21 protein-coding genes and 3 pseudogenes are annotated in these 20851 nt (G+C 62.8%); 6 read left to right on the plus strand and 18 right to left on the minus strand.

All coding sequences use genetic code 11. The features are described 5' to 3' along the window. Positions 1 to 18: 18 nt before the first annotated feature. The 4 genes from ACSDHM_RS11045 to tadA form a co-directional block, all read right to left on the minus strand. Complete coding sequence (locus ACSDHM_RS11045) at positions 19 to 1134, minus strand: alkene reductase (RefSeq protein WP_088497927.1); 1116 nt, start codon at positions 1132 to 1134, stop codon at positions 19 to 21. 139 nt (positions 1135 to 1273) lie between these two features. Continuing rightward, entirely contained in the window at positions 1274 to 2149 is an 876-nt protein-coding gene (locus ACSDHM_RS11050; RefSeq protein WP_049415102.1) for an EcsC family protein, read from the minus strand. A gap of 170 nt (positions 2150 to 2319) precedes the next feature. Next, on the minus strand, positions 2320 to 2892 hold the full coding sequence (orn, locus tag ACSDHM_RS11055; RefSeq protein ID WP_053499815.1) for an oligoribonuclease: 573 nt from the start codon (positions 2890 to 2892) through the stop codon (positions 2320 to 2322). Positions 2893 to 2967: 75 nt separating this feature from the next. After that, positions 2968 to 3492 carry a tRNA adenosine(34) deaminase TadA gene (gene tadA, locus ACSDHM_RS11060; RefSeq protein WP_005417177.1) on the minus strand — a complete coding sequence of 175 codons (525 nt, stop codon included), beginning with the start codon at positions 3490 to 3492 and terminating at the stop codon, positions 2968 to 2970. A 184-nt stretch (positions 3493 to 3676) separates the two neighbouring features. Between tadA and ACSDHM_RS11065 the strand changes: the two genes are divergently transcribed. Beyond that, positions 3677 to 4114 (plus strand): acetyltransferase, encoded by a 438-nt coding sequence (locus ACSDHM_RS11065; RefSeq protein WP_065186149.1) that lies wholly within the window; start codon positions 3677 to 3679, stop codon positions 4112 to 4114. A gap of 34 nt (positions 4115 to 4148) precedes the next feature. On the opposite strand, the gene ACSDHM_RS11070 is transcribed toward ACSDHM_RS11065, so the two are convergent. Continuing rightward, positions 4149 to 4655 (minus strand): GNAT family N-acetyltransferase, encoded by a 507-nt coding sequence (locus ACSDHM_RS11070; protein ID WP_005417179.1) that lies wholly within the window; start codon positions 4653 to 4655, stop codon positions 4149 to 4151. Between the two features lie 34 nt (positions 4656 to 4689). Between ACSDHM_RS11070 and ACSDHM_RS11075 the strand changes: the two genes are divergently transcribed. From ACSDHM_RS11075 to ACSDHM_RS11090, 4 genes are read left to right on the plus strand one after another with little or no spacing between them, the layout of a single operon-like run. Then, positions 4690 to 4884, plus strand: coding sequence for a hypothetical protein (locus tag ACSDHM_RS11075; RefSeq protein ID WP_134955477.1), 195 nt, complete (start codon positions 4690 to 4692; stop codon positions 4882 to 4884). Between the two features lie 17 nt (positions 4885 to 4901). Beyond that, a complete protein-coding gene (locus ACSDHM_RS11080) occupies positions 4902 to 5573 on the plus strand; it encodes a hypothetical protein (RefSeq protein WP_262221670.1) in 672 nt (223 codons plus the stop codon). A 43-nt stretch (positions 5574 to 5616) separates the two neighbouring features. After that, positions 5617 to 6270, plus strand: a complete 654-nt coding sequence (locus ACSDHM_RS11085) for a hypothetical protein (protein ID WP_227837009.1) — start codon at positions 5617 to 5619, stop codon at positions 6268 to 6270. Further along, the gene (locus ACSDHM_RS11090; RefSeq protein WP_072168084.1) at positions 6267 to 7592 is read left to right on the plus strand and encodes an XVIPCD domain-containing protein; all 1326 of its coding nucleotides are present in this window, start codon (positions 6267 to 6269) and stop codon (positions 7590 to 7592) included. Before ACSDHM_RS11085 ends, ACSDHM_RS11090 begins: the two co-directional genes overlap by 4 nt. 52 nt (positions 7593 to 7644) lie before the next feature. Here the strand turns inward: ACSDHM_RS11090 and ACSDHM_RS11095 are convergent, their stop codons facing one another. The 10 genes and pseudogenes from ACSDHM_RS11095 to ACSDHM_RS11140 all read right to left on the minus strand — a co-directional run bounded on the left by ACSDHM_RS11095 (position 7645) and on the right by ACSDHM_RS11140 (position 18057). Then, positions 7645 to 8745: a hypothetical protein gene (locus ACSDHM_RS11095; RefSeq protein WP_439426265.1), complete on the minus strand. Its 1101-nt coding sequence runs from the start codon at positions 8743 to 8745 to the stop codon at positions 7645 to 7647. A 96-nt stretch (positions 8746 to 8841) separates the two neighbouring features. Next, a complete protein-coding gene (locus tag ACSDHM_RS11100) occupies positions 8842 to 9846 on the minus strand; it encodes an XVIPCD domain-containing protein (protein ID WP_151354628.1) in 1005 nt (334 codons plus the stop codon). 57 nt (positions 9847 to 9903) lie between these two features. Next, on the minus strand, positions 9904 to 10440 hold the full coding sequence (locus tag ACSDHM_RS11105) for a hypothetical protein (protein ID WP_088497922.1): 537 nt from the start codon (positions 10438 to 10440) through the stop codon (positions 9904 to 9906). Between the two features lie 320 nt (positions 10441 to 10760). Further along, positions 10761 to 11285 (minus strand): DUF4189 domain-containing protein, encoded by a 525-nt coding sequence (locus ACSDHM_RS11110; protein WP_439426266.1) that lies wholly within the window; start codon positions 11283 to 11285, stop codon positions 10761 to 10763. A gap of 413 nt (positions 11286 to 11698) precedes the next feature. Then, positions 11699 to 12241, minus strand: a complete 543-nt coding sequence (locus ACSDHM_RS11115) for a DUF4189 domain-containing protein (RefSeq protein WP_088497921.1) — start codon at positions 12239 to 12241, stop codon at positions 11699 to 11701. A gap of 43 nt (positions 12242 to 12284) precedes the next feature. After that, the gene (locus tag ACSDHM_RS11120; protein WP_242015799.1) at positions 12285 to 13424 is read right to left on the minus strand and encodes a type IV secretion system protein; all 1140 of its coding nucleotides are present in this window, start codon (positions 13422 to 13424) and stop codon (positions 12285 to 12287) included. A 74-nt stretch (positions 13425 to 13498) separates the two neighbouring features. Beyond that, positions 13499 to 14299 carry a hypothetical protein gene (locus ACSDHM_RS11125; protein ID WP_188240852.1) on the minus strand — a complete coding sequence of 267 codons (801 nt, stop codon included), beginning with the start codon at positions 14297 to 14299 and terminating at the stop codon, positions 13499 to 13501. Between the two features lie 51 nt (positions 14300 to 14350). Continuing rightward, a pseudogene (locus ACSDHM_RS11130) lies at positions 14351 to 15724 on the minus strand (VirB4 family type IV secretion/conjugal transfer ATPase); the annotation flags it as partial. Between the two features lie 213 nt (positions 15725 to 15937). Further along, positions 15938 to 17422 carry an XVIPCD domain-containing protein gene (locus tag ACSDHM_RS11135; protein ID WP_439426267.1) on the minus strand — a complete coding sequence of 495 codons (1485 nt, stop codon included), beginning with the start codon at positions 17420 to 17422 and terminating at the stop codon, positions 15938 to 15940. Further along, a complete protein-coding gene (locus tag ACSDHM_RS11140) occupies positions 17419 to 18057 on the minus strand; it encodes a hypothetical protein (protein WP_439426268.1) in 639 nt (212 codons plus the stop codon). The genes ACSDHM_RS11135 and ACSDHM_RS11140 overlap by 4 nt, the downstream gene beginning before the upstream one ends. A 443-nt stretch (positions 18058 to 18500) precedes the next feature. On the opposite strand from ACSDHM_RS11140, the pseudogene ACSDHM_RS11145 reads away from it, so the two are divergent. Then, a pseudogene (locus tag ACSDHM_RS11145) lies at positions 18501 to 18652 on the plus strand (transposase); the annotation flags it as partial. Between the two features lie 27 nt (positions 18653 to 18679). Here ACSDHM_RS11145 and ACSDHM_RS11150 read toward each other — a convergent pair. The 3 genes and pseudogenes from ACSDHM_RS11150 to ACSDHM_RS11160 all read right to left on the minus strand — a co-directional run. Beyond that, positions 18680 to 18871: pseudogene (locus ACSDHM_RS11150) on the minus strand (type IV secretion system protein); the annotation flags it as partial. A 488-nt stretch (positions 18872 to 19359) separates the two neighbouring features. Beyond that, a complete protein-coding gene (locus ACSDHM_RS11155) occupies positions 19360 to 19878 on the minus strand; it encodes a DUF4189 domain-containing protein (RefSeq protein ID WP_439426978.1) in 519 nt (172 codons plus the stop codon). A gap of 68 nt (positions 19879 to 19946) precedes the next feature. Further along, complete coding sequence (locus ACSDHM_RS11160; protein WP_439426269.1) at positions 19947 to 20837, minus strand: type IV secretion system protein; 891 nt, start codon at positions 20835 to 20837, stop codon at positions 19947 to 19949. Between the last annotated feature and the right edge of the window lie 14 nt (positions 20838 to 20851).

The raw sequence follows: 20851 nt of genomic DNA on the forward strand, positions 1-20851 counted from the left end.
GGCCGGCAGCGCCCAGCATCAGGCCGCGACGCGCTCTTCCAGCGTCGGGTAATCGGTAAAACCGGCCGCGCCGCCACCGAAGAACGTGGCGCGATCCGGCGGGGCCAGCTCCACCCCGAGGCGCAACCGCTCCGGCAGATCCGGGTTGGCGATGAACGGGCGACCGAAGCCGATCAGGTCGGCCCAGCCTTCAGCCAGTGCCTGCTCGGCACGTTCGGCGGTGTACTTGCCGGCGTAGATCAGCGTACCCGGGTAGACCATGCGCAGCGCCTGCTTGAACGCCGCCGGCATCAGCGGTGCATCGTCCCAGTCGGCTTCGGCAATGTGCAGGTAACCCACGCCCAGATCACCCAGCAGATGCGCGGCCGCCAGATAGGTCGCCTGCGGCGTATCGTCCACCGCGCCCTGCAACGTGGTCAGTGGCGCCAGGCGCACGCCGACGCGATCACCACCGACCACCGCAACCACCGCCTGCACCACCTCGCGCAGGAACCGCAGGCGGTTCTGCAACGCGCCGCCATAGCCGTCGGTGCGCTGGTTGGCCTGCGAGTCGATGAACTGGTTGATCAGGTAGCCATTGGCACCGTGCAACTCCACGCCATCGAAGCCTGCGTCCAGCGCGTTGCGTGCCGCCTCGGCGTAGTCGGCGACGATGCCCGGAATCTCGTCTTCGCGCAGCGCGCGCGGCATCGAATGCTGGATCATTTCGCCCACCCCGGCTTCGGGACCTGCCCCGGTCGGGTCGACGAACACCTTCACGCCTTCCGCCAACAACGCCGACGACGACACCGGCGCGGCGCCGCCCGGCTGCAGCGCCACGTGCGAGACCCGGCCGACATGCCACAGCTGGGCGTAGATGCGACCGCCGGCAGCGTGCACGGCATCGGTCACCCGGCGCCAGCCCTTCACCTGGTCCGGGCTATGGATGCCCGGGGTCCAGGCATAGCCCTGGCCTTGAGGGCTGATCTGAGTGCCTTCGCTGACGATCAGGCCGGCGCTGGCGCGCTGCGCGTAATACGTGGCCATTTCGGCAGTGGGCACGTTGCCGGCCGACGAGCGCGAGCGGGTCATCGGCGGCATCACGATGCGGTTGGGCAGCGTCAGTGCGCCCAGATGATGAGGAGTGAACAACATGGCGGCGATCTCTTGCGGGAGGAGTGCCACCAAGAATGGGGATGGCGCCCGCCAGGCAACAGGCACGCACTGGCAAAACAGTTGTTCCCCCACGGCAAGGATCACCCTGTACGAGGGCTCATCCACGCACAGCGTGTATCTACTCCACCCTTGGCTCGATCTTTACCGCACCGTGTGCCACGCGGTCATAGCAGGCGCGCACCACATCTTCCCCATACTTCAACTCCAGCCGGCGCACGATGAAGTGACCACGCGCCATGTCCTGGTAGTAATCGGTGAACATGGTATTCAGTGTTGCACCCGCGGCCGCACCAACGATCGGCACCGCCTGCGCAGCGAATTTCTCGGTAACAACCACGCCGAAGCGCGCCGCCACCTTCTCCACCATCTTCGCCAGCAGCTTGCCGGCTTCCTTCGGCGCCACGCCCAGCGTCAGGTCGCGGCCGGTCACCACCCGCCCGGCCAGCTCGGCCGACAGGTGGCGCATCACATCGGTGGTGAAGCCGCGGGCCAGGTAATAGCCCGTCTCGCTGGCGTCATCACGCGGCGAGTTGCCGCCCAGCGCGAACACTTCCAGGCACGCCTGGCGGGTGCTGAACTCGGACAGGTCAAACCCCTCGCTGCGGGCGACGTCGGCCACCGCACGCATCATGATCGTGGTCGACACCGGCAGCTCGATGAGCAGGGCGGCAAAGCCGAAGGCACCGCCGACCGCACCGGAGGTGGCTGCCGCCAATTTGTGCCAGCGGGTCGACGCTCCCTTGCCGGGCGAGTTGTCCATGCTCCACAGGGCTGCCTGCGCCGACTTGGACAGTGCCGCCTGCACCGCACCGTGGATGCGGTTGGAGACCGAACTGGGCAGCGCCTTCACCGCGAACTCCAGCGGCGTACCGACCAGGTTCGCCATGCGCGCGGTCAGGGTCGGCGCTTCCAGCAGCGCCACCGCGCGCTGCAGGTCGGACCAGTCGCGGGCGTCATGGGCGATGTCGCGGGGAAGCAGGATGGGCTCGTTCATGGCGCCGATCTTAGCGCCCGGAAGTTGAACGGTTCGTCGCGGGGTACGACAGAGGGGTCAGAGCCCTTTCCGCAGCAAAGGGATCCGACCCCGGCGCCTTGCCGGCCAGCGGCCGGCACTACCCGTTGGTGTGTCACCCGGTAGCGCCGGGCCATGCCCGACGGCGCCGTTCAGGCAGCCGGCAGGCCCGACAGCGCGCCCATGAACTGGCGGTAGTGGCGCAGCTCGGCGATTGAATCGTGTACATCGCTCAGCGCGGTATGGTTGCTGTTCTTGCCGACGCCGGCGGCCACGCTCGGCGCCCAGCGCTTGGCCAGTTCCTTCACCGTGGACACGTCCAGGTTGCGGTAGTGGAAGTACTTCTCCAGCCTCGGCATCTGGCGATGCAGGAAGCGGCGATCCTGGCAGATCGAGTTGCCGCACATCGGCGAAAGACCGGCCGGAATCCACTGCGCCAGGAAGTTCACCGTCTGCGCTTCGGCCTGGCCCAGGGTGGTGGTGCTGTCCACCACGCGCTGCCACAGGCCGGAACGACGGTGCTGGTTGCGGTTCCACTCATCCATCGCTTCCAGCGTTTCCAGCGGATGGTGGATGGCGAATTCCGGCCCTTCGGCCAGCACGTTGAGCTGGGCATCGGTGACCACGGTGGCGATCTCGATGATCGAATCGTTGTCGGTATCCAACCCGGTCATCTCCAGGTCGATCCAGATCAGTCGCTCGTTGGCCGCGCCGGTGTCCGCCATTGTGTCGCCTCGTTGCTGGGCAGGCGCGCGGCCTACCGGTGAAGGAAAGAGGCGCCCATCATACCCGTTCGCCCCTCAGCCCTCGCCCGCATGGTCTTCCAGCAGCAACGGCGGCTTGCCGCGCTTGGCGCGGAAATAATTGGTCAGGCGCATGCTGGCCTCCTTGGCCAGCACCCCACCGTGGATTTCCACCCGGTGATTGTGCCGGGCATCACCCAGCAGGTCGAACACGCTGCCGCAGGCGCCGGTCTTGGGGTCGCTGGCGCCGTAGACCAAGCGGGCGACGCGTGCATGCACGATGGCCATCGCGCACATCGCGCAGGGTTCGAGGGTCACGTACAGGGTGCTGCCGAGCAGCCGATGATTGGCCAGCCGCGTGCCGCCGGCGCGCATGGCCACGATCTCGGCATGCGCACTGGGGTCGTGCGAGGCGATGTTGAGGTTCCAGCCCTCGCCCAGCAGCTGGCCATCGGCGCCCACCAGTACCGCACCGACCGGAATCTCGTCGAACTCGCGCTGCGCACGCTCGGCCAGCGCCAGCGCATGGCGCATCCAGTGTTCATCGGCGTCGTGCACCGGTACACCCAGGGCATCGGTCATGGCGGTTCTCGCATGTCTGCAGGGCCAGGATGGCCGCCGGGGCCGCATTGTACGCCCGCGGCCGTGCAGGCGGCGCGGGTATAGGCGGTGCCATTGCGCGCGACAGGCGGTCCAAGCAGCGAGCGCGCTGAAGCCAGGCTGCAGGCCTCATACTGAGCCCTTCCGCAAGCACCTTGGTGAACCCATGACCACCCTCCGTCCCTCGCGCGCCGATGACGGCGCCGCCCTCGTCGACCTCTGGCGCCGTGCCGTCGACGCCACCCACGACTTCCTCAGCGCCGAAGACCGGCAGGCCATCGATGCCGAAGTCGCCAGCTTCCTGCCGCAGGCGCCGATGACCGTTGCGGTCGATGCGCAGGATCGGCCACTGGGCTTCATGCTGATCGACGGCACGCACATGGAAGCGCTGTTCATCGATCCGGACGTGCGCGGCACTGGTATCGGCCGGCAACTGCTGCAGCACGCGCTGGCCCGGCATCCGCAGCTGAGTACCGACGTCAATGAGCAGAACGCACAGGCCGTTGGCTTCTACCTGCGCATGGGCTTCGTCGAAACCGGACGTTCACCGCTGGATTCGCAGGGCCGTCCGTATCCTCTGATCCATCTCCGGCACGACGGCTGACATTGGACGGATATTCGAGGCCCGCCCCCGATCATCAGGCCGTGGCTTCGAATGCCGGTGAGTACTGCACCTCTCCCTGCGCCATCGACGGCCTCAGGTGCAGCGCCTGGAAGTACTCTGGCGGAACACCCGGCAGCACCAGGCCCGGCTCGGCGCGGAATCCGAATCGACCGTAGTACGCGGGTTCTCCCAGCAATACGCAGCCCTGCGCCCCCTGCTCACGCAGTGCATCAAGCGCCGCATGCATCAGCGCCGCGCCGACACCCTGCCCCTGCCATCCGGGCAGCACCGAGATTGGTCCCAGGCCAAACCAGCCCGTACTGCCATCGCTGATCGTCACCGGCGACAAGGCAACATGCCCGACGACCTGCCCGTCCTTCTCGGCGACCAGCGAGAGACTCAGCTCTCCACGCGAACGCAGTGCATCCACAATGAACTGCTCGGTGTGGCTGCTGTGTGGGGCTTCGCGGAAGGCTGCCTCGGTGAGTGCGTGGATGACAGCGCGGTCTTCGCGGATTTCAGGGCGGATCGTGCAGTTCAAGGAGAGCGCCTTCAATGAAGTGATGGATATGTGAATGATTGATTTCAGTCACGGATTCAGCCGCAGACCTGCCTCCGGCAGCAATGCCAACGTGATGATCGCGAGCCTTGTGCGGCAAGCGATCCGCCCGGGCAATGCCTCGCCGGGGCGTCAAAAATCCGTCTCCAAGGGTGGCACAGCGCTCCCGGCACGTTCCATAATCGAGAAACCTGCCACCCAGGAAGGATAGATGGACATGGACGCACGATGCAGGCTCGCGCCATGCGTGTAGCTCGCCCCGAACCCAGGGGGCGGCCGCTGCTGGCATTGCTCGCCCTCGTCCCGCTGGCGGCATGTTCGCCCTACGCCGATGCCGAGCGCGACGTCGCCGCGGGTGGACGCGGCCTGGCCAAACTCAACCCGGCGCCGAAGCAGGCCTACGAATTGGTGCTGACACTGAAGGACGCGCCGGGCCCGTTCGCGATCGTGGAGGGCGTGGCCCAGTATGACGTCAGCAACTACGAAGACTGCGGGCGGATACTGCCTGCAACAGGCACTGCGGGCCGCATCACCAGCCAAGAGCCCGTCACCCTGCACAAGGTCAGCGAGAACGAGTACCGCGGTACGTTCTACCTGGACCGCATGCTGGATGAGGACTACTACGGGCGCGGCGCCTGCGTTTGGACGTTGACGGGCGTCGGTGCGATGTTGCGCGCCACGACCAGCAAGGCGGATACGCGATTCCTGACGTTCGTCGACAAGAAGCGCATGGAGAACGACTCGCCTCTGACGCTTTATTACCCGAACCTTGTCTATCCGCGCGCCGACACTGTCGCCAATTTTGGTGCCAGTGGCGAGGAAGCTCCGTCGGGGTACAGCGAAGATCTGCGCGACGCGCTGTTCTCAACTACCACCACTGTGCAGAAGCTCACGCCATGAGCTGCCAGTGCCTCATTCACCCCTATCCCCAAGGAGGCCGACATTGCGCCACAAGATGATTCCGTGCCTTGCTCTGCTTCTGTTGACCGCCTGCCATCCGGAGACCGCCATGAACCAGGAACGTGCCGCTGCTGAAGCCGATGTCGCCCAGGGTGGGCGCGGCCTCGCCAAGCTCAACCCCAGCCCGCGCAAGGCCTATGAACTGGTGCTGCGCCTGAAGGACGCCCCGGGTGATTTCGCTGTGGTTGAAGGCGTGGCCCAGTACGACGTCACCAACGAAGACCAGTGTGGCTATATCGAGCCGGCCACCGGCACGGCTGCACGGATTACCAGCCAGGAACCGGTGGAACTGCGCAAGGTCAGCGATGGTGAGTACCGGGGCACGCTGTATGTGGACCGCATGCTGGATGAAGACTACTACGGTCGTGGCGTGTGCCACTGGGAGTTCACTGGTGCTGGGGCAATGCTGAAGGCAACGGGTGCTGAAGAAGAGACCCGCTTCCTGACTTTCGTCAAGGCCGAACCGCTGACTGAAGGCAAGACCCACACGCTTTATTATCCGGACGCAGCCTATCCGCGGGCACCACTTGCTGCCAACTACCCGGCCACCGGCAAGGCTGACCCGGCTGACTACGTTGCTGAACTTCAGGGCAAGTTGTTCACGATGAGTCTCAGCGCCAGCGAGGTCACCCCATGACCATCAGCACGCAGGATTATGCGGCGCTTTCCGACGATGCCTACAAGGATCGCGCTGTCGGCCGGAGGCGTCCGGGGGAAGAAGAGCTCGTCACGATCAACGGGCATGAATACAAGATTCTCGATCACGTCAATAATCGGCTCAATGGTTACCAAGGCACGGTTTATCAGCGAGCCGACACCAACGAGATCGTTGTGGCTCATCGCGGCACCGAGCAGATAGCTCGTGATGCCATCCTGACCGACGGCGGCATGGTCGTCGCCCGCACCAACGTGCAGGCCCCCGATGCCATCGCTTTGACCAAGAGTGCACTGGATTACGCGAAGCAGGACGCCGCCTTCGGAGGCCGTGCTCCTGAGGTCACCGTCACCGGCCACTCCCTCGGCGGCGCTCTGGCCCAGATCACCTCGCACCATTTCAACGTCAAGGGCGAAACCTTCAACGCCTATGGCGCGGTCAGCCTCAGCTACCGCATCCCGGAAGGCGGCAACACCATGATCAACCATGTCATGGCCTCCGATCCGGTCAGCGCGGCGTCGCCGCACTTCGGCCAGGTGCGCATCTACGCCAGGCCGAATGAAATCAGCACGCTCGCCGCGAACGGTTTCAGCAATCACTCGTTGCGCGCCCTTATCCCCGACCGGCCGATCATCGCCGCAGGCAGCTCGTTCGGCGCGCACAAGCTGGGCAACTTCCTCGGTGACGGCTCGGTGCTGCAGCACCCGGAAACGCAGAAGCTGGCAAAAGACAACGCCAGGATGATCGAGGAATACCGCGACGACGTTGAATCACTGCGCCGTGGTGTCACCCGCGCGGCGCGGGGCATTCCGGGCGGCGCCGTCGACCTGTACGACCACATCCGCGGCCCGCTGCAGCCCGGTGAGCCGGCTCGCCGCGAAGCGGAGAAGAACGGCCATCACACCAGCATGCTGCGAATGGACGATGCCAACCATGTGGGCAACCCACTGTTCAACGACGCGATCCGTGGCGTGCACGCGCAGGATGTCCGCGTCGGCCGGGTACCAGACGTGATGAGCACGCAATTGGCAGGCAGCCTGGCCGCCGAAATGCACGCAGCAGGCGGCAAGCGCATCGACGAAGTGGTCATGAATGCCGATGCCTCGCGCAGCTTCGCCGTGCAGGGCCAGGGCGGCGACCCGGCCCACCTTCGCGTATCGGTAGATACGGCAGTGGCGATGAACACCCCGCTGGAACAGAGCAGCCAGCGCATCGACCAGCAGGCCGCCGACCAGCGCGTTGCGCTGGAGCGCGACCAGCAGCTGGAACAGCAGCGGAACCAGACCCGCAGCCTGCAGGCCTGATGCAGCGCGGGAGCCGGTCAGCCCGGCTCCCGCATCACTTCGAAACTCAGGCTCAGGGGCTGGACGCTGCCATTGGCACGGATGCTCCGGCCGTCACGAACAGATCGGGCCCGGAATCCGGGAATCCGCCACAGGCGCGATCGCCGGGTGCCACCGGGTCACAGGGCCACTGCGCGCGCGCGACCTTCTCGCGCAGCTCGAAGCGATCACCGGTCCAGACCACGAACGCGATGTGCTCACGGTTCCAGTCGCTGTAGGCGCGCGGACCGCCCTTCTGCACTGTCTCCGGGTACTGCACGAACCAGCGCATTGCCGGGCCATACTGCAGTTTGCTGTAGTCCAGGCTGATCCGTCCCTCACGCGACAGCTGGCGCGCACGATCGGCCTCCGTGACCGGGGGCATCGTCGGCATGGCATCGGCGGTCACATCCCGCGGCGCCGCATCCCCGCGGACCTGGTACACACGCTGGGCCACATAAGCCTCGCGGCAATCACCTGCGGGTACGCGGACCGGCTCCGCGCCGTACTCATCCCGGTTGGCAACCTGGTCGCTGCAGGTGAACGGCGCCGACACCAGGTAGAACGTGCTGTCGGCGTCGCGCCCTTCCAGCGAACGCACCCAGATGTCGCCCATCCGCACGATGAAGTCCGGGCGCTGGCCGTAGCCCGGCACCGCCTTGAACCAGGCCTTCTGCCGCACCTCACGCTCGCGCCAGCTGCGCGGCAGGTGGATGTCCTGCACGGGCAGCGCGACCAGCAACGCGGCCAGATGCGCCGGCATGGTGCCCTGGCAGGCGCCAATCAGCAGGTCGCCCTGGGTCGCCAGCCGCCCGGCCAGATCCACCGGGCAGCGGGCACCGAGCGCCCGCTCGGTCGCCTGCTCGGGCGGCAACGGCACGATGGCCAATGCGGGCGGTGAGGGTGCTACCGCGGGAACGGTTGGCTCGACGGCGGCAGGCGGTGCCGTCCCTGCAGGCGCATCAGCGATCGCCTGTGCCGTGGCGTGCGTTTCCGCGACGGGCGGCGCTGCCTCCTGAGCCTGTGCCGAGGCTGCGGCAAGTCCAAGTGACAGCAGCCAGAGCGGCGGCAGGCGGCGCGCGGATGCATTGCAGCGGGCAGCGGCTTGCAGGGCATTCAAGGGAACGATTCGCATGTGGTGTCCTTACGGGTTAGTTTCCATGTCGGCGCCACAGGGCGCCACGCGTCGTACGTAAAGCGCCAGCGGGCACCCTGCCCGCCGGCATCGGCGTTACAGGGATCGAGAACGCTGCTCCTGCTCGCGGGCGAGCGCGGCCGTCGGATCCTGCTGCGCAACACTAGCCGCCAACTGCTGGCTGCTCTGCGCCAGAGGCTGCTGGGAGGCCTGCTCCCGGTCAACGGACGCACGCAGCATGGCCGGATCACCCAGCGCACCCTGCACTGCAAACAGCGTACGGCCGTCGCTACCCGCCAGCAGATGATCGATACGCGACAGGCCGGCCTTCTGCGCCCCCAGCGCCAATGCGCCAGCGGTATTGTCGAGCTCCTGTGCACTGCGCAGTCCACTTTGTGGCCCCATCTGCTGCAGGTGCCGGCGCGCATCCTCGAACAATGCGTTGCCGGGCTCACCGGCATGCGACATGTCGCGTGCAATGGTCTGCGCCGGCGCACCGACTTCGCCGCGATCCAGTCGCGCCATCACGTCCGGCGTCAACTTCTGCTGCCAGACCTCAAATCTTTGCCGGCGCGCCTCGATGCCATTGAGCGCGCCGTTGAGCGCATAAGTTGCTTCTCGCACATCATGGCGCGCCCCCTCCGGCACCCGTGTCTGCCACTGCCATACGGCAATACGGCCTGCGTGCTCGGGCTGCGCTGCCAGCTCCGGGTGATTCACCAGGTCCAGATCCAGCGCCTTGCCGGCACGCTCGTAATTCTCCTTGCCGACCAATGGCAGATAGCCGCGGCCGTGGTACTTCAGAGCGTCACCAGGCGCGTCGTTGCCCATGCGCCCGCCGTACATCAGCTCAGCCAGGTTTTCCGGGCGACCACGCAGCGCTTCCTGGCGGGCGCTCTCCAACGCGGCGTTGCCATTGCGCCATGCAGCCTCCACCGGGATCTGCGAGATTCCCCGGGTGAAGTTGAAGCTCTCGTTGAGCCGGCTCAAGCCGCGCGACTCGTGCCCTGCCTGGGCCATGAAATTGGCCAGTTCAAGCGGGGAGTCGATGCCGGCTTTGGTCGCCTGTCGCAACAGCTGCGACTCTCTATCGGTCGACACAGTGCAACTCCTGAATCTTCATCAGCGCGGATTCCCTTCCGCCGGTTGGAGCTTGGCTCATGGAAGCGACACCTCGGCAACACTGGATGGGTCGAAGTCCTCGAACCTCACCCTGCCCAGCTCCGCCGCCGAGTAATCCCGGATGTTGGTCGCTTCGGTCTCGATATCCACGACCTTGCGTCTCACCCCGTCAACCCAGCAGGCCTCGTCCGCGGGCGCATAGCGGAACCGGTAGGTGCTGCTCCAGCGCTCGCGGCTACCGCCGTTGGTGATCACGCTGAAGGTGCCCTTCTCGACCATTGCATACGCAAAAGGGTCGCCGGCCAGGCCACCTCGGGTGGAACACGGCACCAGCTTGTCGTTGCGCGCGGCCAGCTGCCAGCGCCCGCGCCCATCACCGCGCAGCAACAGCAGCACCCGGTTTGGCCCGTGCTGGCCGGGCACCAGCCCTTCCGGCGTCGGCTGGTCGATGACCAGCAGCTGATACTCGATGCCATCGCCGTTGAGTTCGCCCCTGACGGCTTCCAGCAGGTTCGCACCGGACGGAACAAATGCCAGGGCATCGTCCATGTGTGCGCCAACCCTGTCTTCCATCCCCTCCCACTCCTTCAATGTGGTCATGCCGATACCCGCCTCCCTGCCCAGCCGGAATGCGGTACTCCGGCTTATCCGCGATCGCGCGGACAGGGATCATAGCCTTGCGTACGGCAAGACCGCGATGATGGCGAGCGTTACCCGATGCAGGGGCTGACAGAGTCCTCATTGGACGGAAGAACTCCTGCATTCGGCGGCACTGGCGCGTCATTTTCATGACGCGCGAGGAGCTTACCGCGAGGCGTTCTGCCGCGTCGAAGTCCGAGGAAATCGAAAAGCGGAATTGATCACAGAAAACGAGGCTTAGCGTGAATGGCGCCTTACCTGATCAACAGATCTGCCGTGCAGGCCGTTCTGGCGATCCCGCATTGCCCCTGCGGCAGCTGCCTCCATGCCGCCTTCGCGTTGCATTGCTGCATAGCGACAATGACCGCTCCCTGTTCGGACATGGCGGTGGCAACGCTGGTGGTTTCAGTGCCCAGGCCCGCGTGGGCGACCGCCACGCATTGCGCCTGGAACAGGGTCGCCAATGTGCATTCGCCCTTCCCGAACTCCTTGCACTCCTTCATGGATGCGCGCTTGGCCTTGCTCCGCGAACGCATCGAGTTGCTGATGAAGGTATCGCCGCGGGCATCCATTGCCACGCCGCGCACGGTCTGCGCCCAGCTGGGGCGATTGTTGTACGGAGAGCCCGAGCTGTTCACCGGAATGGGTGCACAGCCCTGTACACCCTGGCCAACGATGGGATACATGCCCTGCGGGCAGTTGCCTTCGGCAAGCGCGTTGAATGGCAACATGCCTGCAATCAGCAGGCACGGGAGGAAAGCGAGGTGGATTCGTTTCATGGGGAGACTCATCCCTTTGCTGCCCATTGTGAAAGGTGGGACGGCCTGAGCAGACGATCGTTGCCCAAACTTGCCTCCCGGATTGGGAGGGCTCCGCAGAGCAAACAAGGCCCAGGCTGGCCGGGTACCAGATCATTGGAGAACTCGGCGATTCCAACCGGAGTGCTCTGCAAGCCCCATGGTCGCGCAGCCACGCTGAACGCTCAAGGTCAATCGCGTCAGACTGTGCATCAACGCAGGCTAGACTGAAGTAAATCACCCAGTTGAAATAGAGCCGGGGCACAGCAAGTTACTGGCGATCACATAGACGCCGTCGCACCAATATCGCCTTCACGTCGGCATGTCGAAGCTTGCCCTAGCCGTTGCCCTGAGCAATCAACACGCTCCAGATACTGGCTGTCAGGATCCTTTAGCTAGAACGCCTCATAGACCGGCTCAGAACACGCTGAGTAGGCGACTTTGCATTGCGTTCCAGCCGGATCCACGCAGATCTTTTGTGCCTGCGCAATGGCTTCCTTCAAGTCTTGACCGCTCGCAACGCCACCACGCGCCCCATTGCCTTGGCTCTGAGGAACGACCCAAGCGGCGCACTGGTTTCGGTACGCGATGAGTATTCGGCAGTCGCGAGCAGCGCGCATGCCGCATCCCTCGAGAGCGACACGCTCCGCATCCTCTTTCGTCGCCCTCCCTGTCGCCACGCCTGCTTCGTTCGTACTGGGCGAGGAAGCAATGGCACCCCACGTCTTATGCCACTGGCCAGCGGGTTCCGCCCCACGGGCGCTCCCCCCCGCTCCAGGGATGGGGGCACACCCCCCCACCCCTTGATCGCCGATGGGGTACTGGCCGGCCGGGCATCGGCCCTCCGCATTGGCGTTATTGGCAACGAGGAGTGCAGCAAACAGCAGCGTCAGAGTCACGAACGCCGGATTACCGCGTAAAGGTTTGAAATCGGCCATTGTCTTGAATCTCTGAAAATTCACGGCGCCTCAGTCTCACAACTCATTGAGCTGTTGCATTTCCTCGCATACCTGGGCTTTGAGTCGGAGCAATCGCGTTATTGACAACAGGGGAGGTTGCTGCGACAGGCGCCCCCACCGAACCACGATCTCCCGACGGCGCCGGCGGCGGAGCCGACATGCCCGGCGGACGACCGTCGGCACTCGGCGAGGCACTTGCGCCACCGCCTATCTGCGAATATGCCATGAAGGTACCCAGGGTGCCCTGGAAGAACATCGCTGCCATTGGGGGTGTAGTCAGGATCAACGCGGTGAGGATCAGGCCCATGCCTCCCTGCTGCATCGCCTGGCTGGTCATGCCGTCGGACATGCTTTCCTTGAGGATGAACTCCTGCACCAGCGCTGTGGTCCAGAAAGTGGCCGCTACACGTACCACCATGTCCAGTGCAATGGAGACCATCGCTGCAAGTACGGCCATGGAGAACATCGTGCCGATGCCGTAGAACAGCCAACGTTGGAACAACTGCTTGGTCTGGTCGAACAACAGGCAGAGGATGAACAGGGGGCCAAAGCCGATGAACAGCGCCATGGCGATTTCATACAGCATCAGCATCGCACCAGCGGTGATGGCTGGACCTGCGGTGCCCATGCCGATGAAGAACAGTGCCCGCTTCTTGTCCTCCAGCAGCTCCCCGTCATTCATGATCTGGATGGCGTCGATACTGGAAAGCGCCACCTGCATCCATGCCAGGCTCTTGTCGATCTGAGCTTCGGGTGACTCGTTCGAGCCCGTCACAACCTTCGTGATTTCTGCCTTGACGTCGTGGGTGAGGAAGCTCTGCAGGTTGGTGCCGAACGCGCCCATCGTGGTGGCCGCGCTGACGATCAACGCCGCACGCGCCATATTTGTCACCAATACCATCATTGAGTCCCGGCTGCGGCCGGTCACGATGCGGAAGCCCTGCACCAGCACCCACAGGGTCATGAGCGTGAGGGCGATGCCGCCGACCCACTGCATCATTTCCCCCATCATGTCGATGCCGAACTTGTTTATCTTTCTTCGCAGGAAGTCGAAGATGAACTTGAAGAACACGAAATCCCCGATCGACTGGACACGCGCAACGTGCCCCATCAAATCCTGGAATCCGCCATTGAAGTCAAAATTGGCAATCGACCTGATCATTTCCGCAATCCCTTGATGTATCCCTACCGGACAACCTCATGGAGCGGGTGCCTATGCACCTGCCCCAAGCGGCGTCAGTCGACGTGCAAAGCGCGTTCCAATGCAGCCGTCTTGACCAGCTGCGAGATGACGCCCGGCTTGCCCTTCAATGCCACGCGCGCCAGCACGCGCTGATTGGCCATCATTGACTCCTGATAGGCGTCGTAGGACCGCATGCGCGCCTCCCACTCCTGCTGCAGCTTGGAAATATCGTTTGCCGTACGCAGGGAGTCACTGTTCACGGCCGAAAGAGTTCCCGCAAGATTGCCATCGGCGCCGCCTCGCCAGCCCATGATCTCAGACAACGACGCGTTGATACTGGGAATGGTCTTCTCGATGAAATCCACCGTCTCGTTGCGCTTCCGGTTTTCCATCATCTGGATGTTGACGCACAGCTGCTGCTGCTGCGCGTAGAGATCACCGGAGGTATCCAGCACAAACTTCTTCAGCAGGCTGCCAGCGCTGAAGCCCGCAGATGTACGGCAGAGGTCGGCGACCATATAGTCGTCTGGAACCCGCTCCAATGTGGCGCCTGGCGGCAAGCCGAAGTTGTTGATCATGCCCTGGATCTGGACAAGCGCGTTCTGATATTCCTGGAACGTCCTTCTCCAGCGATCAACCTGAGCCGCATACTCCAGCCCATCAGCCTTGAGCTGTGCTTTTCCTTGGGCAACATCCTTCAGCGCCTGCGCGAGATTACTGAAGTCGATAACAGGGTAGCCACCGGCCGAAACCGACGTGGCGGAGAACATGACCATGCTCCCCAGCAGGATGGCTGCCAGGCGCTTCTGACGCAGACCGCGGTGGCGCTTGTGAATTCGGGATGTCATGCTCATGTTCTTCTCCAGGGGAATGGATTTCATTCGGCGCTGTCTGATCCAGGGCTTTCAAGCCGCATCGGTTTCGGCAGAGGCCTTGGCTCTACCAGAGCCCTTTCGGTTCTTGTAGAAGTCCTCCAGCCACTGCTCCGGCGTCAGCTCATCCACGGTGATCCGATTGCGGACTGCAGCCGTCTGCAGCACCCGATGCATGATGTCGATGTTGTCGGTCGAGGCCGAGATCACCGACAGGATGTCGTCCATGCCACGCAGGTTGAGCTGGCAGACACTGGAGGCATGGCCCTGCTTGACCAGGAAGCAGCGCGAGCGCTCGTCCAGGGCGGTAACCACCCTGAACTCGGCCTCGGTCAGCTTCAGGCCGTCCATGTAATCGCTCTTGCTGGCATTCGGGTTCGGCAGCAGGATCAGCGTGGCGGTCTGTTCGATCAGCGCGGCGGAGATATCGCTCTTCAGCGCGTCCTCCGGGCTCTGCGTCGCGAAGATGCCCAGACCGTTCTGCTTACGGATGGTCTTCTGCTTGTTCTTCGCGAATTCCTTCAGGCCACCCTCGCCGTCCAGGATCTTCCAGAATTCGTCCATCACGTAGATCAGCGGACGACCATCGATCAGCGACTCCAGGCGGTGCAGCAGGTAATTGATGACCGGCACGCGCACTTCGGGATTGTCGATGATGTCGGTGTAGTCGAAGCCGATGATATTGGCCTTGCTCAGGTCGACGGTATCCACCGGATTGTCGAACACCCAACCCAGCGAATTGCCCGAGGTCCAGCGGCGCATGCGCGCGTAGAGCCCATCGTCGCCCATGTTGGGCAGGCTCTTCTGGAAGTTGGTCATGCTGCGCAGGTGCATCGGCGTATCGAGCATGCTTTCCACTGCGCGGTAGATGTCCTCTTCCTCACGAGCACTGTACTCACGCTTGCCGGCCAGCACCTTGATCAGGTCGGCCAGGAACTGCACGTTGGCTTCGTTGTTCTCGCACTGGAACGGGTTGAAGCCGGTCGGCGCGCCGTTCTCCAGGGCCAGATAGTTACCACCGCAGGCACGGACGAAGATCTCCGCACCACGGTCCTTGTCGAAGAAGAAGATGGTCGGCGACGGCTCGTACTTCTGCACCTGGCTGAGCAGGAAGTTGATCAGCGCGGTCTTACCGGTACCGGACTTGCCGATCACCATGGTGTTGGCGATCGCCTTCTCCCCCAGCGAGTTTTCCGACGGATGGGTCGCGTGGAAATTGAAGTAGTACGGCTGGCCGTTGGTGGTCTGCAGCGTGGTGACGCAGTCGCCCCATGGGTTGTTGTGCTGCTTGCCAGTGGCGAAGTTGTGCAGCGGCGACAGGCCCAGGAAGTTCAGCGAGCTGACATTGGCCAGGCGGGTGCGATAGCGCCAGTTGCCCGGCAGCTGCGAATAGAAGGACGAGGTGACTCCCTGATCAGCGCCGACAGCACGGGGACCGGCTCAGTGACGCGATTGATCAAGTAGTGGATCAGGTCTTCGTGCTGAACATGGCCGCCTACAGCCTGGTCTCGATGCGCACCTTCGGACAGATGTGCGTGCAGAACGGAGAACCGACATGGAAACGACCGAAATAGCACCCAATCTGACCGCGTGAATCATCGGGTGTTTTCCGGCAGCCTGCTAGCCCAGGCGAATCGCAACGCGGGGCTGTTCTTGGGTTTGCTCCTGGGCGTGGTCTTGCTGGGCGACCTGCTGTGCCTGCGAAACCTGTTCGGCCTTGGCGAGCGACTGCTCTACCGGCGTATTGATTGCCTCGCTGATTGGAACCGACGCGCGCAGGTGTGCCGGATTGTCGAGTGCTCCCTGCACAACGAACATGCGAGGGGCTGAGCCATCGCTGGGTGGATTGCCCAAGACCACATGATCGACGCGTTCCATGCCGCTGCTCTTGGCTGTTACTAGCAGGCTGGCGGTTATCCGCTCGCTGGTTTCATCGAAGCTGCGCCCGTGCCTGGCATCCACGGCGGATACGCCGTCGCGAATCTGCCGGTAGAGCGCATGGTCGGGGTGGCCTTCCTTCCTGGGATCCAGGCCTGCCTTGTCCAAGGTTGATTCGATGCTTTCCTGCAAAGGGTTCCTGGGAGAGAAAGCGGGATTGCTGAGAGAGGGCGAGCCATTGTCGGTTGCATCCTGGATCAGTTGCTCGCCAGGCCTGAGCGCATTCCGGGCCCGCTGCTCGGCTTCAGCTGCGCGACGGGCGTATGCCCCGGCTTCCTCAACATCGCGCAGGTAATTGATACCGTCGCGCAGCAGACCGGGGCCGCCGCCGACAAGCACGGTCGCTCCCGCACGCAGTTGATGAACATCACTGCGATAGTCGGCAATCCGGCGCAGGTCCTCAGGATCCGTAACCCGGGCCTGTGGGTTGTCCAGTACAGACAGCGCCGGCCCCTTGTCGGTCATGCGGTCAAGGAAATGAACCATGCGATGGGAGTCACCCAGCTGGACCGCCACGGCGGCGGACATGACATGGCCGCTTCTCATCGCAAGCGATCCGAGCGCGGCGATGCGCTGGCCCTGCTCGGCATGGCGAAGAACCTCCAGTTCCTTGGGCAGCGCATACATCTCGACCTTGCCGTAATGAGGGCCGGCCGCACTGACCAGGTCGCCTGCCATCACATGGTTGGTGAAGGGTGCCGCGTTGGATGGCTGGCCTTCAGGAAGGCGATATGCCAGCCCGGCAGCACCGTAAGGATTGAAGGCGTCGCCGGGGAGGTTGTAGCGGTGGGCAGTGATCTGCGCGAGTGCGCCGCCGAGGGAGTGGCCGGTGACGTACACGGGTCCAATCCCCTTTTCATCGGCCAGCTTGATGGCCTGCCTGGTCAGGGCGAGGGCGTCGCCGAGTTGCGCGTTGACTCTGGCGGTGACCATCGCAGCGTCAATGCTGCCATCTAGAAGGAGCTGGCGATCAAACTCGGTGCCGCGATGGGCAATGATGACTTCGTCGGTTTCAACTTTGCGATAGACAGTGCCTTGGTAACCAGTGCTGGAATCCCGTCTAGCTAAGATCTCGTACTCGATTCCTGCAATGGTGACGGACGCGGCATCCGGAGATAACCCATTGTAGACATGATCCGAGAGTGTAGCGCTGGTAATAGGGTTCATGGGGCATCTCCTTGAACTCGTGAGGAGATCTCTATGGGGAAGTACTTTGGGCGATCTGCGAGTGGGCGCTTGTCAAACATCGTCTTGGACAGCGTCCAGGCCCGTTCAGGTGTCTGCCCTGGGATGAGAGGTTCTAGTTCCTTCTCTACGTAAGTCGTAGAGCCTCCCGTGTCTTCAATTTTCTGGAAAGAGGCGCCGACTGTTGCGTAGATTGTGCGTCCATCAATGATCATCGGGAACGAAGCCTGCACAGTATTCGGCATCCAGTTGCATGGGCCGCGCCCGTAATAGTCAACGACCGCCATCCCGTCTTTGAACACGGTGGTGGTGAACTCAGTGTCGCTTATTCGCCGCGCTTTGAACTCAACTGAATGCCATTTAGGTTCGTAATGCACGCCCTCGTAGTTGTTGATCGGAGGGAGGCAAAGCGAGTCGATCTCGTACAAGACGGTGATCGTGGGGGTTGGGACATCCACGGGTGCATCGTGGACCCGAATCACAATCGGCAGCGCATCCTTGGGCGTAGGATTTTCGCGGTAGACTGGATATGAGCGTTCCTTGTTGCAGCCTGGAATGGCCAATGTGACCAATGCGATCAACGCAACATGAGCAAGGCTGGGGATGGATTTCAGCATGAGCGGTCCATGTCGCTGGTGGAGGTACCACGCGGGCGCGTCGGTACAGCGCTATTACGGAGCATGGTTCTCCACGCGTGAAACTGCCGACGGGGTTGCCTTGCTCGGTGAACAGCGGAATAGCGGATTACGCCGCAGACGACGGTGCCATGAAGAGCATCTCGGGGCAAATGCGACAGATTGCGCATTTCATGCTGGCTGCATCCCGATGCTCCTTCCTTGCGATCAGGTGGCACGAGGCTTTGCGGCGTATCGTTCATCGGCGTTCCACTGCTCAGCGACATCTGACTATACGACCCGCTACACCTGTGCTCCAAGTCCTCAGTACTACGGGCAGGCGCCAGTCCCCGGCATCGGGCGCATCACTGTGTCGTTGGATAATCCCCAAGATCAAGACTGACATAGTCGAACTGAGAGAAAAATGCGACAGCTGGACTGGCAAGCTTCTGCAGCATTGGTACGCGCTGAGCGCCCCATCGATGGAAGAGGCGCTGTATGACACGGCGGTGATGCGCCGATTTGCCGGCATCAAAACCTGGAGCGCATTCCAGACGAGACCACGATTCTCAATTTCCGCCGGCTGCTGGAGACCCATGGGCGGGGCGCGCAGATGTTCGAGAGCGCCTTCGCTTCCCTTGCTCGCCGAAGGCTTATCCGGCGTGTGGTAGCTACCCGGCGGCTGCCCACTCGGGCCCGGCGCCTGCGCAGCCGGGCCGCCACCTATCTGCGAATATGCCATGAAGCTACCCAGGGTGCCCTGGAAGAACATCGCCGCCATTGGGGGAGCGATCAGGATCAGGGTCGTGAGGATGATGAACAGCGCCGGCACGACCTCCTAGAGCAGCAACATCAAATCCCAGAAGGCCACAAGGCAACGAACTGAGGTGAATATGTGTCAGTGCCAAACCAGTATCACAGAGGCAAACCCGGCACTTCACCAGCGAACAGAGCAATACCAAGTGCGGCCTGCACCATTCCGATCTTGGCGGGGGGCTCGTCATCGCAAAAATAGACGCGCTCAGAAAGTGGAATGCAGCCTGGCCGAAGACCTACTCGTCTCAGAAGAACTGCCCTCATTTGGATTGCAGCCATGACCAAGGCATCATAAAAACACTTCCGGCATTCCAAATGCCTGAGCACCTTGCCGCGCCATCGCCGCGCCCCATCGCTTAGAAGCTACCTAGCCACAACACTCAAGCCGAATGTTTCAAGGTCAAGTCAACCTTCATAGTAAGTCTGTCAATACCGTACAACACCAATCAGCGTGAGACATGCAGGCGCGCACTTGCCCGACCCTAACGATCAGAAGGCCTTGAACTCCGACATGCTGCAGCCCGAATACACCACACTGCAAAGCTGTCCCGCACCGTAGGCTTGGCACTGGGTGATTGCCATATCCTTGGCCTTACTTTCAGTCTCGGCCGTCACCGCCATTGACTGACCGGATGAGCGAGCGAGCGACTCTGCTGATGGATCCGCAATCGCCACACATTGATTGTGATAGGCGAGCCTGAGCTTGCACTGCTTCCCCCCCAAGCGATTACATTCAGCCATTGCGGCACTAACCGCCCGACGTTTCGACTTCATTGAGAACGCCGCGCCGGTAGTAAGCGTGCTCGAATCCTCTGCGATGGCTCCCCACCTTGTCTCCCACTTCCCCGTTGCAACCGGCCCCTGCTGTCCATCAGAAGCACCGCCGCCAGGAATCGGAGCACATCCTGGTGCACGGCTGTCGCCTATTGGGTACTGGCCAGGAGGGCACCTACCCTCGGCAAACGCAACGAAGGGCAAAGCAAACAACAGAAGCACAGCAACAAGCATTTTCACAGCACCCTCCGTTCAACCTAAGTAAGCACTAGACATAGGGAAGAGCCCCCATGCAATCTACCTCAATCTGCATTTCCTAACTTTCGACCGTTAGAGTTCGAAACTCCAGCTTCAGACACTGCCCCAACAGTTCTTGTCATGTTCTGCTGGACAGTATCCACTTGCGATCCGCTCGACGTTGAATGGCTATTTACCGTCTGCGCCGGCGTATACGAACCCGGCGGCTGGCCCTGCGGACCCGGCTGGCCAGCAGCAGAGCCACCGATCTGGGAGTATGGCGCGAAACCACCCAAGGTCCCCTGGAAGAACATGGCCGCCATTGGGGGCGCAGTCAGAATCAAGGTCGTCAGGATCAATCCCATGCCGCCCTGCTGCATCGCCTGGCTGGTCATGCCGTCGCTGGAGGCGCCTTCGAGCAGGAACTTGTTGACCAGGGCGGTGGACCAGAACGCGGTCGAGACACGGATCACCATGTCCAGCGCGATCGATACCATCGCTGCCAGTACCGCCATCGAGAACATCGTGCCGATGCCGTAGAACAGCCATCGTTGGAACAGCTGCTTGGTCTGGTCGAACAGCAGACACAGAATGAACAAAGGACCCAGGCCGATGAACAGCGCCAGCGCGACCTCGTAGAGCAGCAACATCGCACCAGCGGTGACGGCCGGACCGCCCGTGCCCAGGCCGATGAACCACAGCGCCCGGGTCTTGTCCGCCTGCAACCCTGGATCATTCAGGATCTTGATGCCATCAATGCTCGACAGCGCCACCTGCATCCACGCCAGGCTCTTGTCGATCTGGTCTTCCGGCTGCTGGTCCTTGCCGGTCACCACGTGGGTGATCAGGCCTTTGACGTCCTCGTTGAGGAATTTCTGCAGGTTGCTGCCGAACATCGCCATGCTGGACATCGCTATGCTGGTGGCAACGGTGACGATCAACGCAGCACCGCACACATCGCGGCATCAGC

Origin of the sequence: Stenotrophomonas sp. T8 (genome assembly GCF_051853085.1) — a bacterium.
In the GTDB taxonomy this organism is placed as follows: Bacteria; Pseudomonadota; Gammaproteobacteria; order Xanthomonadales; family Xanthomonadaceae; genus Stenotrophomonas; species Stenotrophomonas sepilia.

Bases quoted from the DNA above. Each gene is read 5' to 3' on its own strand.
- ACSDHM_RS11115 (WP_088497921.1), bottom strand. From the start codon at position 12,241: ATGGCCGATTTCAAACCTTTACGCGGTAATCCGGCGTTCGTGACTCTG.
- ACSDHM_RS11095 (WP_439426265.1), bottom strand. From the start codon at position 8,745: ATGCGAATCGTTCCCTTGAATGCCCTGCAAGCCGCTGCCCGCTGCAAT.
- ACSDHM_RS11155 (WP_439426978.1), bottom strand. From the start codon at position 19,878: ATGCTTGTTGCTGTGCTTCTGTTGTTTGCTTTGCCCTTCGTTGCGTTT.
- orn (WP_053499815.1), bottom strand. From the start codon at position 2,892: ATGGCGGACACCGGCGCGGCCAACGAGCGACTGATCTGGATCGACCTG.
- ACSDHM_RS11090 (WP_072168084.1), top strand. From the start codon at position 6,267: ATGACCATCAGCACGCAGGATTATGCGGCGCTTTCCGACGATGCCTAC.
- ACSDHM_RS11125 (WP_188240852.1), bottom strand. From the start codon at position 14,299: ATGAGCATGACATCCCGAATTCACAAGCGCCACCGCGGTCTGCGTCAG.
- ACSDHM_RS11065 (WP_065186149.1), top strand. From the start codon at position 3,677: ATGACCACCCTCCGTCCCTCGCGCGCCGATGACGGCGCCGCCCTCGTC.
- ACSDHM_RS11110 (WP_439426266.1), bottom strand. From the start codon at position 11,285: ATGAAACGAATCCACCTCGCTTTCCTCCCGTGCCTGCTGATTGCAGGC.
- ACSDHM_RS11050 (WP_049415102.1), bottom strand. From the start codon at position 2,149: ATGAACGAGCCCATCCTGCTTCCCCGCGACATCGCCCATGACGCCCGC.
- ACSDHM_RS11105 (WP_088497922.1), bottom strand. From the start codon at position 10,440: ATGGAAGACAGGGTTGGCGCACACATGGACGATGCCCTGGCATTTGTT.
- ACSDHM_RS11120 (WP_242015799.1), bottom strand. From the start codon at position 13,424: ATGATCAGGTCGATTGCCAATTTTGACTTCAATGGCGGATTCCAGGAT.
- ACSDHM_RS11075 (WP_134955477.1), top strand. From the start codon at position 4,690: ATGATTGATTTCAGTCACGGATTCAGCCGCAGACCTGCCTCCGGCAGC.
- ACSDHM_RS11135 (WP_439426267.1), bottom strand. From the start codon at position 17,422: ATGAACCCTATTACCAGCGCTACACTCTCGGATCATGTCTACAATGGG.
- ACSDHM_RS11140 (WP_439426268.1), bottom strand. From the start codon at position 18,057: ATGCTGAAATCCATCCCCAGCCTTGCTCATGTTGCGTTGATCGCATTG.
- ACSDHM_RS11080 (WP_262221670.1), top strand. From the start codon at position 4,902: ATGCAGGCTCGCGCCATGCGTGTAGCTCGCCCCGAACCCAGGGGGCGG.
- tadA (WP_005417177.1), bottom strand. From the start codon at position 3,492: ATGACCGATGCCCTGGGTGTACCGGTGCACGACGCCGATGAACACTGG.
- ACSDHM_RS11045 (WP_088497927.1), bottom strand. From the start codon at position 1,134: ATGTTGTTCACTCCTCATCATCTGGGCGCACTGACGCTGCCCAACCGC.